Annotated in this window: 14 protein-coding genes and 2 pseudogenes; 11 read left to right on the top strand and 5 right to left on the bottom strand. The window is 72.5% G+C overall.

From position 1 onward, the window contains the following. Positions 1–125: 125 nt before the first annotated feature. Positions 126–1,601 carry a cellulose-binding domain-containing protein gene (locus IG05_RS0102245; RefSeq protein ID WP_030338616.1) on the top strand — a complete coding sequence of 492 codons (1,476 nt, stop codon included), beginning with the start codon at positions 126–128 and terminating at the stop codon, positions 1,599–1,601. 313 nt (positions 1,602–1,914) lie between these two features. On the opposite strand, the gene IG05_RS0102240 is transcribed toward IG05_RS0102245, so the two are convergent. Further along, positions 1,915–2,298, bottom strand: a complete 384-nt coding sequence (locus IG05_RS0102240) for a hypothetical protein (RefSeq protein WP_078893871.1) — start codon at positions 2,296–2,298, stop codon at positions 1,915–1,917. Positions 2,299–2,545: 247 nt separating this feature from the next. Then, positions 2,546–2,674, bottom strand: a pseudogene (locus tag IG05_RS48995) (NAD-dependent formate dehydrogenase); the annotation flags it as partial. Between the two features lie 92 nt (positions 2,675–2,766). Between IG05_RS48995 and IG05_RS44540 the strand changes: the two are divergent. Beyond that, positions 2,767–2,904 (top strand): annotated as a pseudogene (locus IG05_RS44540) (NAD-dependent formate dehydrogenase); the annotation flags it as partial. Between the two features lie 145 nt (positions 2,905–3,049). On the opposite strand, the gene crcB (IG05_RS0102225) reads toward IG05_RS44540, so the two are convergent. Genes crcB (IG05_RS0102225) through crcB (IG05_RS0102215) form a run of 3 tightly spaced genes read right to left on the bottom strand, consistent with a single transcriptional unit; the run spans position 3,050 to position 4,148 of the window. After that, positions 3,050–3,421, bottom strand: coding sequence for a fluoride efflux transporter CrcB (gene crcB, locus IG05_RS0102225; protein ID WP_030338614.1), 372 nt, complete (start codon positions 3,419–3,421; stop codon positions 3,050–3,052). Continuing rightward, positions 3,418–3,765 carry a DUF190 domain-containing protein gene (locus tag IG05_RS0102220; protein WP_030338613.1) on the bottom strand — a complete coding sequence of 116 codons (348 nt, stop codon included), beginning with the start codon at positions 3,763–3,765 and terminating at the stop codon, positions 3,418–3,420. The genes crcB (IG05_RS0102225) and IG05_RS0102220 overlap by 4 nt, the downstream gene beginning before the upstream one ends. Beyond that, positions 3,762–4,148, bottom strand: a complete 387-nt coding sequence (gene crcB, locus IG05_RS0102215; RefSeq protein WP_030338612.1) for a fluoride efflux transporter CrcB — start codon at positions 4,146–4,148, stop codon at positions 3,762–3,764. The genes IG05_RS0102220 and crcB (IG05_RS0102215) overlap by 4 nt, the downstream gene beginning before the upstream one ends. Before the next feature lie 396 nt (positions 4,149–4,544). On the opposite strand from crcB (IG05_RS0102215), the gene IG05_RS50470 reads away from it, so the two are divergent. From IG05_RS50470 to IG05_RS0102175, 9 genes are all read left to right on the top strand, one after another. Further along, entirely contained in the window at positions 4,545–4,829 is a 285-nt protein-coding gene (locus tag IG05_RS50470) for an FmdB family zinc ribbon protein (protein WP_078893855.1), read from the top strand. 178 nt (positions 4,830–5,007) lie between these two features. Then, a complete protein-coding gene (locus tag IG05_RS0102210; RefSeq protein ID WP_030338611.1) occupies positions 5,008–5,643 on the top strand; it encodes an AmiS/UreI family transporter in 636 nt (211 codons plus the stop codon). Between the two features lie 30 nt (positions 5,644–5,673). Beyond that, complete coding sequence (gene fmdA, locus IG05_RS0102205) at positions 5,674–6,924, top strand: formamidase (RefSeq protein ID WP_030338610.1); 1,251 nt, start codon at positions 5,674–5,676, stop codon at positions 6,922–6,924. A gap of 494 nt (positions 6,925–7,418) precedes the next feature. Beyond that, positions 7,419–8,522 carry a ribosome small subunit-dependent GTPase A gene (gene rsgA, locus IG05_RS0102200; RefSeq protein ID WP_030338609.1) on the top strand — a complete coding sequence of 368 codons (1,104 nt, stop codon included), beginning with the start codon at positions 7,419–7,421 and terminating at the stop codon, positions 8,520–8,522. 459 nt (positions 8,523–8,981) lie between these two features. After that, positions 8,982–10,379, top strand: a complete 1,398-nt coding sequence (locus IG05_RS0102195) for a DNA-3-methyladenine glycosylase 2 family protein (protein WP_030338608.1) — start codon at positions 8,982–8,984, stop codon at positions 10,377–10,379. 128 nt (positions 10,380–10,507) lie between these two features. Beyond that, entirely contained in the window at positions 10,508–10,996 is a 489-nt protein-coding gene (locus IG05_RS0102190) for a methylated-DNA--[protein]-cysteine S-methyltransferase (RefSeq protein ID WP_037812811.1), read from the top strand. Positions 10,997–11,148: 152 nt separating this feature from the next. Continuing rightward, on the top strand, positions 11,149–12,363 hold the full coding sequence (locus IG05_RS0102185; protein ID WP_030338606.1) for a GDSL-type esterase/lipase family protein: 1,215 nt from the start codon (positions 11,149–11,151) through the stop codon (positions 12,361–12,363). A gap of 127 nt (positions 12,364–12,490) precedes the next feature. Next, positions 12,491–13,879, top strand: coding sequence for a protein phosphatase 2C domain-containing protein (locus IG05_RS0102180; protein WP_030338605.1), 1,389 nt, complete (start codon positions 12,491–12,493; stop codon positions 13,877–13,879). 27 nt (positions 13,880–13,906) lie between these two features. Beyond that, complete coding sequence (locus IG05_RS0102175; protein ID WP_030338604.1) at positions 13,907–15,649, top strand: pyruvate dehydrogenase; 1,743 nt, start codon at positions 13,907–13,909, stop codon at positions 15,647–15,649. Positions 15,650–15,881 lie beyond the last annotated feature (232 nt).

Here is a 15,881-nt window from a genome sequence, read left to right as displayed (position 1 = left end):
GGATGTGAACAGGCCGCTTGTCAGTTGTGTCGAGGACGTGAAAGGCTCTGTGCCCTGCCGCGAGGTTCCCCGCAACTCCCTTTTTCCTTTGGTGAGTTGCCCTCGCTCGTGGATGCAGGAGTCCCATGCCCGACCTGCCGACCCCCCAGGACGACACCGAGACCGCGCTGTTCTCGGAGTGCTGGGACGCGGTGCTCTCGTACGCGGACCTGTGCACCTCCGGGTCCTTGACGGCCCATCAGCTGGCGACCGAGGCGTTCACGCTCGGCATGCGCGAGGTCCGCGCCGCCGCGAGCACCCATGTTCGCGGCGCGGGCCGCCGTACCGCGCGGCTGCCGGTGATCCCGGCGCTGCTCACCGCCGTCCGCACCACCGCCGCCGCCTGGGAGGCCGGCGGGCAGGGCCACAAGCTCGACCCGGATCTGCGGCTGTGGCTCAACTCCGCCGGCGCCGCCCGGTTCTCGGGGCCGCCGCTGCAGCGCCCGGTCGCGCTGCGCGGCCTGAGGGACATGCAGGAGGCGGACGCCGCGCTGCTGTGGCTGGCCGAGGTGGAGGCGCTGCCGCTGCCCGCCGTGGCCCGCCGGCTCGGCCTGGAACCGGCCGGCGTCGCCGGTGAACTCGACCAGGTCCGCACCCTGTTCCGGGACCGCTGCCACCGCGCCCACCTCGACTCGCCGATGGACGCCCAGTGCCGCAGCTACGCGCGGCTGCTGGACGCGGTCACCCGCTCGCCCACCGCGGAGACCCCCGGCGACCTCTCCCGGCACCTCGCCACCTGTGTGCAGTGCGCCGAGGCCGCCGCCTGTCTGCGGCTGCACGGCGGCGGACTGCCCGCCGCGCTGGCCGGCGGAGTGATCGGCTGGGGCGGCCTCGCCTACCTGGAGCGGCGCCGCCGCGCCACCGAGGTCCGGCTCGGCGCGGGCCGCCCGGGCGGCGCCGACCCCGGCGACGACGAGGAGGGCACGGGCCGCAGCCGGGTCCTGCGCGGCGGGCTGCTCGCCGCCGCGGTGCTGCTCTCGGCACTGGCGCTCGGGGTGTCGATGATGCCCTTCGGCGGCTCCGGCGACGACACCGCCGCCGCCCAGGACGTCCGGCAGCCGGTCGCCGACCCGGGCGTCTCCCGCACCGCGCCCCGCCCCACCGCCACGGGCTCGCCGTCCGCACCGCCCTCCGCGCCCCGCACCGAGGGCTCGCCCGGCCGCGGGAAGCCGGACCCCGAACCCCAGGGCACCTCCTCCGTCACCCACCCCGCGGACGGCCCGAGCGCCTCCGCCACCACCCGGTCCGCCCACTGCCGGGTCGCCTACGAGGTGGACAGCCAGTGGCCCGACGGCTTCCAGGCCACCGTCACCGTCACCACCGACCGGCCGCTGAGCGGCTGGGAGGTGGCCTGGACCTTCCGCGACGGCCAGCAGGTCGGCCAGATGTGGGACGCCACCGTGCGCCAGAACGGCTCCCGCGTCACCGCCACCGCCGCCGACTACAACAAGACGGTCGCCGCCCACGGCACCCTGTCCTTCGGCTTCCTCGGCACCTGGACGGACGCCAACCGGACCCCGCACGCCTTCGCCCTCGACGGCTCGCCCTGCACGCTGGGTTGAGACCCGCACGCAGACCCGGCCGGACCGCGCGGAAAACACGTTGACGCACCGGCCCGCCCTCCGGCTGGAGTCGCCCTCGCCTGGGAGAGTGGTGCGACATGCGCAGTGGTGAGGTCGAGGTGAGCTGACCCGGGTTTGCGGCGAGGCCGTCCCTGCCGGCCGTTGTCCACGGCGGCGACGGTGTCGACCAGCAGCAGAGTCGGGTGACGCCGTAGTGGTGAGGCCGGCCAGGGGTGCGGCGAGTGAGGAGACGTGACCCTATGTGATCAGGTGATTTTCTGATCCTGGTCGGTCACGGGAGCCGCGGGGCTCGTCAGAGCTTCCCGCCGATCTCACAGGCCCGGCACGGCGGCTGGCCGCAGGTGCATTGCATGATGGCGTCGAGGACGTTGTGGTCGTGGTAGAGGCACTCGTCCTTGCAGGTGTGGCGGGGGATGAATCCTGCCGGGATCTCGCCGGGCCACGGCTCATGGCCGTCCCGGCAGCGGACGAACCGCTCGGGGTCGGTGGAGTGCAGTTCGTGCATGTTCGACCGCGCCTCCTCCTCCAGCTCCCGCACTCGCTCCACCAGAGCCTTGAGCTCGGCGGCGATGCCGGAGTACCGGTCGGCGCCGGTCCTCACGTGCGCGGCCCGCAGGGCCATCGCCGCGTTGCCCAAAAACCTGCCGGCATCCTGAAGATCGGTAACGTGGTGCATCTGAATGCCGGTCACGCCCCGGACCCACACTGCTTCCGTGCTCACTGATCCACCTTCCCGGCGTTCGCCTGGTTCTCTTACGGGAGATTACGCACGGCGCCGGTATCTTCGCGTAGTGAAAAACAATCTGTTTACGGACGCTAAAGGCCTCGCTCGTGCCCGTCCAGTAAATCGCGCGTGAATCGACTCACAGCCCAGGTGATGGATCTTCTGTTGATTCTCCAGCCGATTTCCGGTCGGCCGGACGTCACCCCCGGACGATCAGGTATTCAGGGCGGATGGGGCGCCCGTCGAGCCGGCACTCCTCGGACGGTGGCGGCTGCGGGTACCAGACGTCACCGGCGTAACCGGCCAGTTGGCCGCTGCTGAGGATGCGAGGTCGGCTCCAGCGTCGGAATCGAGGAGTCGCACCAGGTCGGCCTGCCTGGGCCGCCGGCGCAGCACCGCCTGGCCGTTTCGGCCGGAGCGGCGGTCACCGCGGGTACCGGGTCCGACCACGTCGACCTGCCGAGCACGACCGACCACGGCATGACAGTGGCCGAGGTGACCTTCAGCAACAGCATCAGTGTGTCGGAGCACGCCGTGATGCAGATTCTCACCCTGGTGCCGCGGGGCCGGTGCGGTCTGACCGCCCGGTAGCCGTACTCGGGTGGACAACCGCCCACGGGAGCCGAAGGGACAGGCGGGCGGTCTTCGCCGGAACCCTCGGCAGGAGTTTCGGTGACGAGGCCCGCGGCCGTGGCGCTCACGGTCAGAACACGGCCTGGGAGAAGGCCAGACCGACGAAAAGTGCCCCGAGTCCGGCGACGACGGAGACGACCGCGTTGGCGGCCGCGAAGAATCGCGATCCGGCCTCGAACAGGCTCAGCGTCTCGTAGGAGAACGTGGAGTATGTGGTCAGGGCGCCGCACAACCCGACGCCCAGCAGGAACTGGTCGTCCGGTGACGCGACCTTGGCCATGACCGCCCCCGTCAGCACGCCCAGAATCATCGCGCCGGTGATGTTGGCGGCGAAGGTCCCCCAGGGGAAGACGGTGTCGTGGCGCGCCTGGATCGACCGGTCGATGAGATACCGCAGGGGGGCACCGACGGCGCCCCCGAGCGCGACGAGCAGATACCTCATGTACCCGCACCCTCCCGCCCTCTGTAGTGGACCACTTCGACCTCGTGCACGGTGACCAGGCCTTCGATGGACAAATCCGCCAGCTCCGGGATGAAGGACCGGATCCGCTCCTCCTCGTCGACGATGACGATCGCCGCCGGCAGGTCGTCCGCCAAGGACAGCAGCCGTGTCGTGTGCACGATCGAACCTGAACCGAAGCCCTCCACGCCACGGAACACCGTCGCTCCGGCCAGACCGGCCTGGTGAGCACGGTGGACGATCTCCGTGAACAGGGGCCTGTGATGCCACGTGTCCGAGTCGTCGACGAAGATCGTCAGACACAGTGCGCGTCCACTGAGCCTCATCTCGACTTCCTCACCACCAGAAGGCGGCGGGCGCCGACCACGCCGATCGTCACGGCGACCAGCGCGACGACCACGGTCGCCACCAGGTACACAAGAGCAATGCCGGCCCGATCCGCCCGGACCAGTCGCTCGATGTCGGCGCAGTACGTGGAGAAGGTCGTGAAGCCTCCCAGCACCCCTGTGCCGAAGAACGGACGCACCAGCGGGTTCACGGTCCACACCTCGGTGATCGCCACCACGAACGCGCCGATGACCAGACAGCCCGAGGCATTCACGCACAACGTCGTCCAAGGGAATTCCGCCTGGCCCGTCGGCCAGACCAAGGCCGCCGTGTACCGGGCGCAGGTGCCTGTCGCCCCGCCCACGGCGATCACGGTGAGCACCCGGGCGTTCCCGCGACGGGCGTCTCGGGATCGACGTGCCTCTATCACAGCAGAACTTTCCACCGATGCGGTCCGAATACCGGGCGGGCCTGTCACTCACCTCGTTCCGCTCCACACGCGGCCGCACCTACCGCACAGGGCGGTTCCTGCCCTTAGCTTCGCGTGAACGGCGGCCGGTCGGCACTGCACAGGAACCCCGTCTCCGGCCGCTCTGCCGGTGAATCCAGCCTAAACCAGTGGGTCCCGTCCGGCCTGTGGGGATCCTGCCTCAGGAGCGCTCTCACGACGTTCTCGGATTGCGTCGCGAGTAGGGCCACCGGCCGACCGTCACCTGACTTGACACGTGGATTACCGAGACGTCTCCTGGAAGAGAAGGAAAGTGTCCGGAGGCTGCTGATGGCAACGTACGAATATCTATGCAGTCACTGTGGACCTTTCGACGTGAGGTTGGCGGTCGGAACGGCGCCCAGGATTCACGAGTGCCCTGTTTGCGCCGACGGTGCAAAACGCGTGTACTCCGCGCCCGGCCTGACGCACACCTCGAAGGAAGCCGCTGCCCTCCACGTCCGTGAGGAGCAGTCCCGCGAGGCCCCGGCAGTGGTTTCCGAAGTGCCGCCACGCATGAAGGCGCGGCAGCGGCCACGGCCGCACCCCGCGCTCTCGCGGTTGCCGCGTCCGTAAGGGCGGTGGTCGACACGGCAGAACGCGTTGTGCGTCGACGTCCGAACAGGACGTCGCTTCCGTAGCAGTGCGAGGAAGGCGGCCATCGCGCCACGCCGGCCCGGCTGAGCCGGAATCACGTAGCCGGCCAGGGTCGGACGCGTTCCGCTCTCCACGCGGATTTAGGAGGTGCGTCCCCGTGGCATCCGTGGGACTGCTCTTCGTCGGCGCCGTGCTCTTCATGAACGGGATGATGCTTCTCGGAAAGGTCGACGCCCGGTCGGCCGCGGTGTTCAACCTTTTCGTGGGCGCACTCCAGGTACTCACGCCGACGTACCTCATCTTCATTGCCAACAACGAACCCCGGGCAATTCTGGCGGCATCCGGAATCTATCTGTTCGGATTTACCTACCTCTACGTAGGCATCGGGATCCTCGCCGTTCTCGACACCACCGGGGTCGGCTATTACTCGCTCTTCGTGGCGATTGTGGCTCTGGGATACTCGTTCATCAATTTCCACATCCTCAAGGACAGCCCGTTCGGAGTCATCTGGCTCTACTGGGCATTCTTGTGGTTCCTGTTCTTCTTGCTGCTCGGCCTCAAAAAGAGCAGCCTCACGGTCTATACCGGCTGGGTCACGGCGATCGAGGGCTGGGTCACCGGCGTGATTCCCGCCGCTCTGCTGCTCGGCGGTTACTGGACACACCCCACCGAAACCGCCATCGCACTGGGGGCCTTCGCCGTGGTGGTGTTCGGGGCGCTGTGGCCACTCACCCGGGCAACGCGGCATCCGTCCCCCACCGCCCCGTCGGCGGGCCTGAGTACGTCCACGTGACCGGAACAAGAAGCATTCGAGGAGACTGTCATGCCCGAAGTTCGCTTCAAGGTGGACCAGAGCAAGTCCATGCGCGAGCAAGACGTTCCCGGACACAACAGGTGGCATCCGGACGTCCCCATAGCCGAAATGGTGAAGCCGGGCTCGGAGTTCCGTATGGAGTGCCGCGACTGGACCGACTGCCAGGTCGGCGACAACGACTCCGCCAACGACGTACGTGACATCGATCTGACCATTCCCCACATGCTCAGTGGTCCGATAGGCGTGGAGGGAGCCGAACCCGGCGACCTGCTCGTAGTAGACATCCTCGACCTGGGCCCCGTGCCGCAGCAGACCGGAGGCGCGGCAGGCCAGGGCTGGGGCTACACCGGCATCTTCGCCAAGGCCAACGGCGGAGGCTTCCTGACCGACTACTTCCCTGACGCCTACAAGGCGATCTGGGACTTCCACGGCCAGCAGGCGACCTCCCGCCACCTCCCCGGCATCCGCTTCACCGGGATCACCCACCCGGGGCTGTTCGGAACCGCTCCGTCCGCAGAGATGCTCGCCAGATGGAACGCCCGTGAGCAGACACTGATCGACACGGACCCGAACCGGGTCCCGCCGCTCGCGGTGCCGCCGGACGCCACCAACGCACTCGCCGGCACGGCCACCGGAGACCTCGCGAAGCGCATCTGCGCGGAAGGCGCGCGCACGGTGCCGGCCCGCGAGAACGGAGGCAATCACGACATCAAGAACTTCACGCGAGGTTCGAGGGTCTTCTACCCCGTATACGTCAACGACGCCAAGCTTTCCGGGGGCGACCTGCACTTCAGTCAGGGCGACGGAGAGATCACGTTCTGCGGCGCCATCGAGATGGGCGGCTTCATCGACTTCCACGTCGACCTGATCAAGGGTGGCATGGAGACGTACGGCATCTCCACCAACCCGGTGTTCATTCCGGGCAACGTCGAGCCGCGGTACTCGGAGTTCCTGACCTTCATCGGCATCTCCGTCGACCACGACACGGACACGAACTACTACTTGGACGCGACACTGGCCTACCGCCGGGCCTGTCTCAACGCGGTCGAGTACTTCAAGAGGTTCGGCTACAGCGGGGAGCAGGCCTACCTGTTGCTCGGCTCCTCCCCCATCGAGGGACGCATCAGCGGCATCGTCGACATCCCCAATGCCTGCTGCTCGCTGTACGTACCCAGTGCCATATTCGATTTCGACGTCCGGCCCTCCGCCGCCGGCCCGACGAAGGCCGAACGCGGCGCGTGCGCGGTGAGCTCCGCCTGACCGGACCTCGGCTGCGGCCCCGCGGCCCCGGCTGCAACTCGGCCCTGCGCTTCATCGCCGATTGCCCGATCCCGGACGCGGGCCGCGGCCACGACTTGTCCGTGCATTTCATGCCCGTGGGCACCAGAACCTCGCTCAGAACGCCGTGCGAGTCGCCGCGCGGGGTCGGACCACCAGCTCGTCGGCCGCCGCGTCGGCGCCGGCCACCGGCCCGCAGCCCAAGCGGAACCTGATGCTGTTCGAAGGCCGGTCTGTGACTCTGCCGAATATATCGGTGGCGCCCGACTGCGTGCGCCCCTAGGGTGAGCTTCAGGCAGTGGCTGTCGGCCGCTGCTGTCGGCCGAGTGTGCAAGGGGAGGTGTGACCGATGGCTGTCTCTGTGATGGGCGTTGCCCGCGACCAGCAGTTCGTCCACTCCACCTCCGTGGCCTCCGGCTGACCACCTCACAGCGCAGACCTGCGCGGAGCCGGGGCCGCCCTGTGAAGGGTTCCCCTTGAATCTGTTTTCTTCTTCTTCGGTTTCGTCGCACCCTCTCGCCGTCTACGGCTGGGACGAGGGCTGGGAAGCCGAGTTCGCCCCCTACGCCGAGCAGGGTCTCCTGCCCGGCCGCGTCGTCCGTGTCGACCGCGGTCAGTGTGACGTCGTCGCCCCGGCCGGCACCGTCCGGGCCGACACAGAGTTCGTCGTTCCCCGCGACCCGATGAAGGTCGTGTGCACGGGGGACTGGGTCGCCGTCGACCCCGATGGCGACCCGCGGTACGTGCGGGCGTATCTGCCGCGCCGCACCGCGTTCGTCCGCTCCACCTCCTCCGAGCGGTCCGAGGGGCAGATCCTCGCCGCCAACATCGACCACGCCGTCATCGCCGTGTCCCTCGCCGTGGAACTCGACCTCGGCCGCGTCGAACGCTTCCTCGCCCTCGCGTGGGAGTCCGGCGCCCAGCCCGTCGTCGTCCTCACCAAGGCCGACCTCGTGCCGGACCCGGTCACCCTGGCCCACCTCGTGCAGGACGTGGAGACCAGCGCGCCCGGCGTGCCCGTGCTCCCCGTCAGCGCCCTGCACGGCGGCGGACTGGACGTGCTCGTCGCGCTGGTCGGCTCCGGCACGAGCGTGCTGCTGGGCCAGTCCGGCGCGGGCAAGTCGACCCTCGCCAACGCGCTCGTCGGCGCGGACGTCATGGACGTGCAGGCGGCCCGGGACGTCGACGGCAAGGGGCGGCACACCACGACCACCCGCAACCTGCTCCCCCTGCCCTCCGGCGGGGCGCTCATCGACACCCCCGGGCTGCGCGGCGTCGGTCTCTTCGACGCGGAGACCGGTGTCGGGCAGGTGTTCTCCGAGATCGAGGAACTGGCCGAGGAGTGCCGGTTCCAGGACTGCGCGCACGAGACGGAGCCGGGGTGCGCGGTGCGGTCGGCCGTGGAGAGCGGGGAGCTTCCCGAGCGGCGGCTGGAGAGCTACCGGAAGCTGGTGCGGGAGAACCGCTGGATCATGGCCAAGACCGATGCGCGGGCCCGCGCTGAACTCCGGCGCGACTGGAAGCGGAAGGGCGCGGAGGGGAAGGCCGCGATGGAGGCGAAGCGCGGACGCTGGGCGTGACCACCCGGCACCGCGGCGGACACCCGGGGGCCCCACCCCCCCCCGGACCCGCCGCGGTCCCGGGCCCCCGGCCTCGGCACCGCCTCGGTCGCGGGCCGCTGCGGCCGCGGGCCGGTCTCGGAGCCGCCTCGCCCGCGGCCCACTGCGGCCGCGCACCGGTCTCGGCCCGGCCGGCCTCGGCCTCCGGGCCGGCCGGCGCGGCCCGGGTTCCCCTTGGCCTCGGGGTCGTCTCGGCCGCCGGCCACTGCGACTGCGGGCTGGTCCCGGCCCCGGCTGGTCCCGGCCTTGGGACCAGTAGGCTTCCTGGTCCGGTCCGGTCCGGTCCGGCCTCGGACGCCTCGGCCTCCGGGCCGGTCGGCCTCCGGCGGTACGGTTCGGTTCTCCGGCGCTCCCGCGGGCGTCACCTTCACGTCCGATTTCCGCTAGCCCACCTGCCGGGGCCGCCCCACACTGGAACGCGTGAAGGACGAGGACAGCAGGTACGAGGCGGTGCGGAGCCGGGACGGGCGGTTCGACGGGGTGTTCTTCTTCGCCGTCGAGACCACCGGCATCTACTGCCGGCCCAGCTGCCCGGCGGTCACGCCGAAGCGGTGCAACGTGCGGTTCTTCGCGACGGCCGCCGCCGCGCAGGGCTCCGGGTTCCGGGCCTGCCGGCGGTGCCGGCCGGACGCCGTGCCGGGCTCGGCGGAGTGGAACGTCCGCGCGGACGTCGTCGGCCGGGCCATGCGGCTGATCGCCGACGGCGTCGTGGACCGCGAAGGCGTCGCCGGGCTCGCCGCACGGCTCGGCTACAGCGCCCGGCAGGTACAGCGGCAGCTCACCGCCGAACTGGGCGCCGGGCCCGTGGCACTGGCCCGGGCCCAGCGGGCGCACACCGCCCGTGTGCTGCTGCAGACCACCGACCTGCCGGTCACCGAGATCGCGTTCGCCGCGGGCTTCGCCAGCGTGCGGCAGTTCAACGACACCGTCCGGGAGGTGTACGACGCGACACCCACCGAGGTGCGGGCCACCGCCCCCCGGGCCCGGTCCGCCCGCCGGGCCGCCGCCGGCACCGGCATCCCGCTCCGCCTCGCCCACCGCGGCCCCTACCAGGCCGCCGCCGTCTTCGACCAGCTCGCCCGGGAGGCCGTACCCGGCGTCGAGGAGGTGACCGGCGCCCCCGGCGCCCGCACCTACCGGCGCACCCTGCGGCTGCCGTACGGCACCGCTCTCGCCGCCGTCCACGAACGCGCCCGCACCCCGCGGACCGGCACCCGCACCCGCCCGGGCGGCTGGCTCGACGCCCGGCTCCAGCTCACCGACCCCCGGGACCTCACCACCGCCGTGCAGCGGCTGCGCCGGCTGTTCGACCTGGACGCCGACCCGTACGCCGTCGACGAGCGGCTCGGCGCGGACCCCCGGCTCGCCCCGCTGGTCGCCGCCCGGCCCGGGCTGCGCTCGCCCGGTGCCGTCGACCCGCTGGAGCCCGCCGTACGCGCCCTGGCCGGCGTCCACGGCGCCGAGGAACTGGTACGCCGGTACGGCAAGGTGCTCGACGCGCCCCACGGCGGCCTCACCCACCTCTTCCCGGAGGCCGCCGTCCTCGCCGAGGCCGAGCCCGCCGGCCCGCTGGGCGCGCTCGCCGCCGCCCTCGCCGACGGCGCCGTACGGCTGGACCCGGGCGCCGACCGGCACGACGCCGAGGAGGCCCTCCTCGCCCTGCCCGGGATGGATCCGGCGACCGTCGCCACCGTGCGCGTCCGCGCCCTCGGCGATCCCGACGTCGCCCCGCCCGGCGCCGGCCTGCCCGACAGCTGGCGGCCCTGGCGCTCGTACGCCGTCCGGCACCTGCGCGTGGCGGGCGAGCCGGTCCCGTGACGACCGGGCCGGCGACCGGGCCGGCAACCCCCGAACAGACGACCCACGAACCGACGACCCACGAACCGGCGTCGGCCCGTCAGCCGACCACCCCTGCGAGGAAGACCGGACCCATGACCACCCAGCCGATGCCCCCTGCCTACTGCACCCACCTGGACACCCCCGTCGGGCGGCTGCTGCTCACCGCGGACGCCGACGGTGCGCTCACCTCCCTGACCGTGCCCGGGCAGAAGGGCGGCCGGACCCTCCAGGAGGACTGGCGGTACGACCCCGGGCCGTTCCGTGCCGCCGCCGAGCAGATCGCCGCCTACTTCGCCGGCGACCTGAAGGAGTTCCGGCTGCCCCTCAGGGCGACCGGGACCGCGTTCCGGCAACGGGTGTGGGACGCGCTCGACGAGGTGCCGTACGGCGCCACCGTCACCTACGGGGAGATCGCGGCCCGGATCGGGGCGCCGCGCGCGGCCGTTCGCGCCGTCGGCGGGGCGATCGGCGCCAACCCCTTGCTCATCCTGCGGCCTTGCCACCGGGTGATCGGCGCGAACGGGTCGATGACCGGATACGCGGGGGGACTTGACCGCAAGGTCCGGCTGCTCACCCTGGAGGGCGCGCTCGCCTGACGGGCCGTCATCCCCCGCCCGGTGCCCCGCGTTGCGCCGAGCGGGTGGATGACCCCCGGTGCTCCGGCGCCGCGGCCCGGCCGTGTGGCACCGTCGGCTGCGACGGGCCACAGGGGCGGTCCCCGACGGGCCCCGGGGAAGGGCGGGCAGACATGGGCAGGGTCGTTCGGGTCCTCGCGGTCCTCCTCCCGGCGCTGCTGCCGGGCCTGACGGCGCCGGGCGTCGCCGAACCGGCCCCGCTGCCCTGGACCGGCAGCTGGGAGACCGCCCCCTCCGGAACCGCGGCCGCCCTGCCCGGCACCGCCGTCCGCAACGTCGTCCACCTCAGCGTCGGCGGCGGCGCCGTCCGCGTCCGGCTCAGCAACCGGCTCGGCACCGGCCCGCTGCACCTCGGCGCGGTCACCGTCGCGCTGCGCGCGTCCGGCCCCGCCGCCGTCCCCGGCACGCTGCGCACCGCCACCTTCCGGGGCGCCGGGGAGGTGACCGTCCCGCCGGGCGCGGACACGGTCACCGATCCGGTGCCGCTGCCCGTACGGGCCGGAGCGGACCTGCTCGTCACCGTGTACACGCCGGACGACTCCGGGCCCGCGACCTACCACCGCACCGCGCTGCAGACCAGCTACCTGGCCCGGGCCGGCGCAGGCCGGGCCGCCGACGAGGACGGCGCCGCCTACCCGGCGCCCACCAGCCGCTGGTACTACGTCACCGGGGTCGACGTCCGCGGGGCCGCCGCCGGCAGCGTCGTCGCGTTCGGGGACTCGCTCACCGACGGCAACGGCTCCAGCCCCGACACCAACCGCCGCTGGCCCGACCGGCTCGCCGCGCGGCTGGCCCGGCACCGGCTCGGCGTGCTGAACGCGGGCCTCGCCGGCAACCGCCTGCTGCGCGAGGGCACCGGACCGAGCGCCCTGGCCCGCCTGGAGGCCGACGCCCTGGACCGGGCGGGGGCACGGGCGCTGGTCGTCTTCGAGGGCATCAACGACATCAAGGGCGTCCCGGCGGCCGGCGACGCGGCCGCCTTCGCGGACGCGTACCGGACCCTGGTGACCCGCGCCCACGCCCGCGGCATCCGGGTCGTCGGCGTCACCCTCACCCCGTACCGCGGCTACCCCGCGTGGACCGCCGCCGGGGAAGCGGTACGGCAGCGGGTGAACGTCCTCATCCGCACCGGCGGCCTCTTCGACGCGGTCGCCGACGCCGACGCCGCCGTCCGGGACCCGGCCGACCCCCAGCGCATCCTGCCCGCCTACGACCCCGGTGACCACCTGCACTTCGACGACGCCGGCATGGCCGTCGTGGCCGACACGGTCCACCACGCCCTGACCCGCCGGCAGCTCGGCCCCGCCCTGCCTCCGGCGGGCAAGTAGGCGGCCACCAGCCGTCATTCGTACGGGAGTTCACCGCCTCACTCGACGCGCCGGTCGACGCACCCGATGCGCCGGATTTTCCCGATGCCCCGTTTTCTGACGGCCCGAGCGGTGGACAATCAGGGGCATGAACCAGCAGGGGGGAAGACCCGCCCGTCACGAGGACGACTGGTGGGGGCAGCTGTACGACGACTTCACCCAGGACACGGGTCCCGCGGCGGCGCCCGATTCCCTGGACGACCGTTTCGCCTCGGCGCGGAACGCGGTGACGGGGCGCCCCACGGACACCCCGGACCCGGCACCGGCCGACCCGGCACCGGCCGACCCGGCACCGGCCGACCCGGCACCGGCCGACCCGGCACCGCCCGAGCCCTCACCCCCGCCACCGCCCCCCGCCGCCGCGGCCGTACCGCCGCAGCGGGGGACCGTCCCGGATCCGGTGCCCGAGCAGACCGCCGCCGAGAGCGCGGAGCCCGGCGACCCCGCACCCCCCGCCCCCGCTCCCGCCCTCGACTACGTCGGCTCCGGTCCGCCCACCTACGACCCCGAACCCACCGCGCTGCCCCTCTCCGACCCGGACGGGCCGGGGGAACCGGTCGCGGACACCGTGCTGGACGGTGCCCGGTACGGCACGTCCACCCTGCGGGCCGTGTCGCTGCGCGGGGACTCGGCCCGCTACCGGGGCGAGCCGCGCCGGGACGCGCTGCTCACCGCGCGGTTCGGGGCCGGCGAACAGGCACTGGTGCTCGTCGCGACGGCGACCGGCGCGCGGGGCGTCCCGGGGGCGCACCTGGCGGCGGCCGAGGCGTGCCGGTGGATCGGGCAGGCCGTGGGCCGCAGCCACCGGCGGCTGGTGGAGGACATGCGGGCGGCCCGGCGCGGCGACCTGAAGTCCGGTCTGCACCGGCTCACCGACCGCGCCCTCGGCCGGCTCCGGGCGAGCGCCGCCGAACAGGGTCTGGACCCGGACGAGCACACCGCGAGCCTGCGCTGTCTGCTGCTGCCGGCCGGCCCGGACTGCCGGACCCGCGTGTTCTTCGGCGTCGGCGACGGCGGGCTGTTCCGGCTGCGGGACGGCGTCTGGCAGGACATCGAGCCGCGCACGGCCCCCGACGGCGGTACCGGAGCAGCCGACGGCGGCACCGGAGCACCCGGCGCCCTCGGCGGCGGGTCCGGCTCCCCGCCCGAGCGCACCCCGCAGGGCGACCGGCTGACCATGGACCTCGGCATCCCGGCCCCGCCGAACCCGTTCGAGCCCGCCGCGGAGCCGGACCCGCGGCCGCCCCGCGAACCGTTCCGGTTCCGGGCCTCGGTAGCCCGCCCGGGTGATGTGCTGGTGATGTGCTCGGCGGGCCTGGCCGAGCCGCTGCGCGGCGAACCCGCCCTCTGCGCCTACCTGGCCCGTCGCTGGTCCGGCCGCACCCCGCCGGGCCTCGCCGCCTTCCTCGCCGACGCCCAGGTACGGGTGAAGGGCTACGCCGACGACCGTACGGCCGCCGCCGTGTGGGAGGCGTGACGGCGGCCCCTGTGACTCCATGGAGGTATGGGCAAACAGAATGTGGCCGAGCAGTTCGTCGACATCCTCGTCCGCGCCGGGGTGCGCCGGCTGTACGGCGTCGTCGGCGACAGCCTCAACCCGGTGGTGGACGCCGTCCGCCGCAACGCCGCCATCGACTGGATCCACGTACGCCACGAGGAGACGGCCGCGTTCGCGGCCGGCGCGGAGGCCCAGCTCACCGGGCGGCTGGCCGCCTGCGCGGGCTCCTGCGGCCCGGGCAACCTGCACCTGATCAACGGCCTGTACGACGCCCACCGCTCGATGGCCCCGGTCCTCGCGCTCGCCTCGCACATCCCGTCGAGCGAGATCGGCCTCGGCTACTTCCAGGAGACCCACCCGGACCGGCTGTTCCAGGAGTGCAGCCACTACAGCGAACTGATCTCCAGCCCCCGGCAGATGCCCCGGCTGCTGCAGACCGCCATCCAGCACGCGGTCGGGCGCAGCGGGGTGAGCGTGGTCTCTCTGCCCGGGGACATCGCCGCCGAACCGGCGCCGGAGAAGGCCGCGCAGAGCGCGCTCGTCACCGCCCGGCCCACCGTGCGGCCGGGTGACGCCGAGATCGACGCGCTCGCGGAGATGATCGACGCGGCCGGCCGGGTCACCCTGTTCTGCGGCAGCGGCACGGCCGGCGCGCACGCCGAGGTGATGGAGTTCGCCGGGCGGATCAAGGCCCCGGTCGGGCACGCGCTGCGCGGCAAGGAGTGGATCCAGTACGACAACCCGTACGACGTCGGCATGAGCGGACTGCTCGGCTACGGCGCCGCCTACGAGGCCACCCACGGGTGCGATCTGCTGCTCCTGCTCGGCACCGACTTCCCGTACAACGCCTTCCTCCCCGACGACGTGCGGATCGCGCAGGTCGACGTACGGCCCGAGGTGATCGGCCGCCGTTCCCGGCTCGACCTCGCCGTGTGGGGTGATGTGCGCGAGACGCTGCGGTGCCTGATCCCGCGGGTGCGGGAGAAGACGGACCGGCGCTTCCTCGACCGGATGCTGAAGAAGCACGCGGACGCGCTGGAGGGCGTGGTCAAGGCCTACACCCGCAAGGTCGACAAGCACATCCCGATCCACCCCGAGTACGTGGCCGCCGTGCTGGACGAGGCCGCCGCCGACGACGCCGTGTTCACCGTCGACACCGGCATGTGCAACGTGTGGGCCGCCCGGTACATCTCGCCCAACGGCCGCCGCCGGATCATCGGTTCGTTCTCGCACGGGTCGATGGCCAACGCGCTGCCCATGGCGATCGGCGCACAGTTCACCGACCGGCGCCGGCAGGTGGTCGCCATGTCCGGGGACGGCGGGTTCTCCATGCTGATGGGGGACTTCCTGACCCTTGTGCAGTACGACCTGCCGGTCAAGGTGGTGCTGTTCAACAACTCCTCGCTCGGCATGGTCGAGTTGGAGATGCTGGTCGCCGGGCTGCCCTCGTACGGCACCGCCAACACCAATCCCGACTTCGCCGCCGTCGCCCGGGCCTGCGGCGCGTACGGGGTGCGGGTGGAGAAGCCCAAGCAGCTCGCCGGGGCGCTGAAGGACGCCTTCCGGCACAAGGGGCCCGCCCTGGTGGACGTCGTCACCGACCCCAACGCCCTGTCCATCCCGCCGCGGATCAGCGCCGAGATGGTCACCGGGTTCGCGCTGTCCGCCTCCAAGATCGTGCTGGACGGCGGGGTCGGCCGGATGCTCCAGATGGCCCGCTCCAACCTGCGCAACGTGCCGCGGCCGTAGGGGGGTGATTTCGGCCAGTTTCACGCGACGTGACGACGTGACGGCAGCCGGTACCGGAAGCGGCCGGACCGGTGTCACGGGGCGTCCGTGGCGTCCAGCGGCGCCCGGGGAGCCCGAGGCACGGTCCGGACGCGTCCGGGCGGCCGGCGGGCGCGGGGTGCGGATGTGGCCGAACAGCCGGTCATCGGGCATGTCCCAGGACTGGCCCGGAGCGGGCTGGGCAAGCATCCCC

This window comes from Streptomyces sp. NRRL S-1022, from assembly GCF_000720135.1.
Classification (GTDB): domain Bacteria; phylum Actinomycetota; class Actinomycetes; order Streptomycetales; family Streptomycetaceae; genus Streptomyces.
The sequence above is the reverse complement of the archived record's forward strand: the minus strand, read 5'-3'. Positions and strand labels throughout refer to the sequence as shown.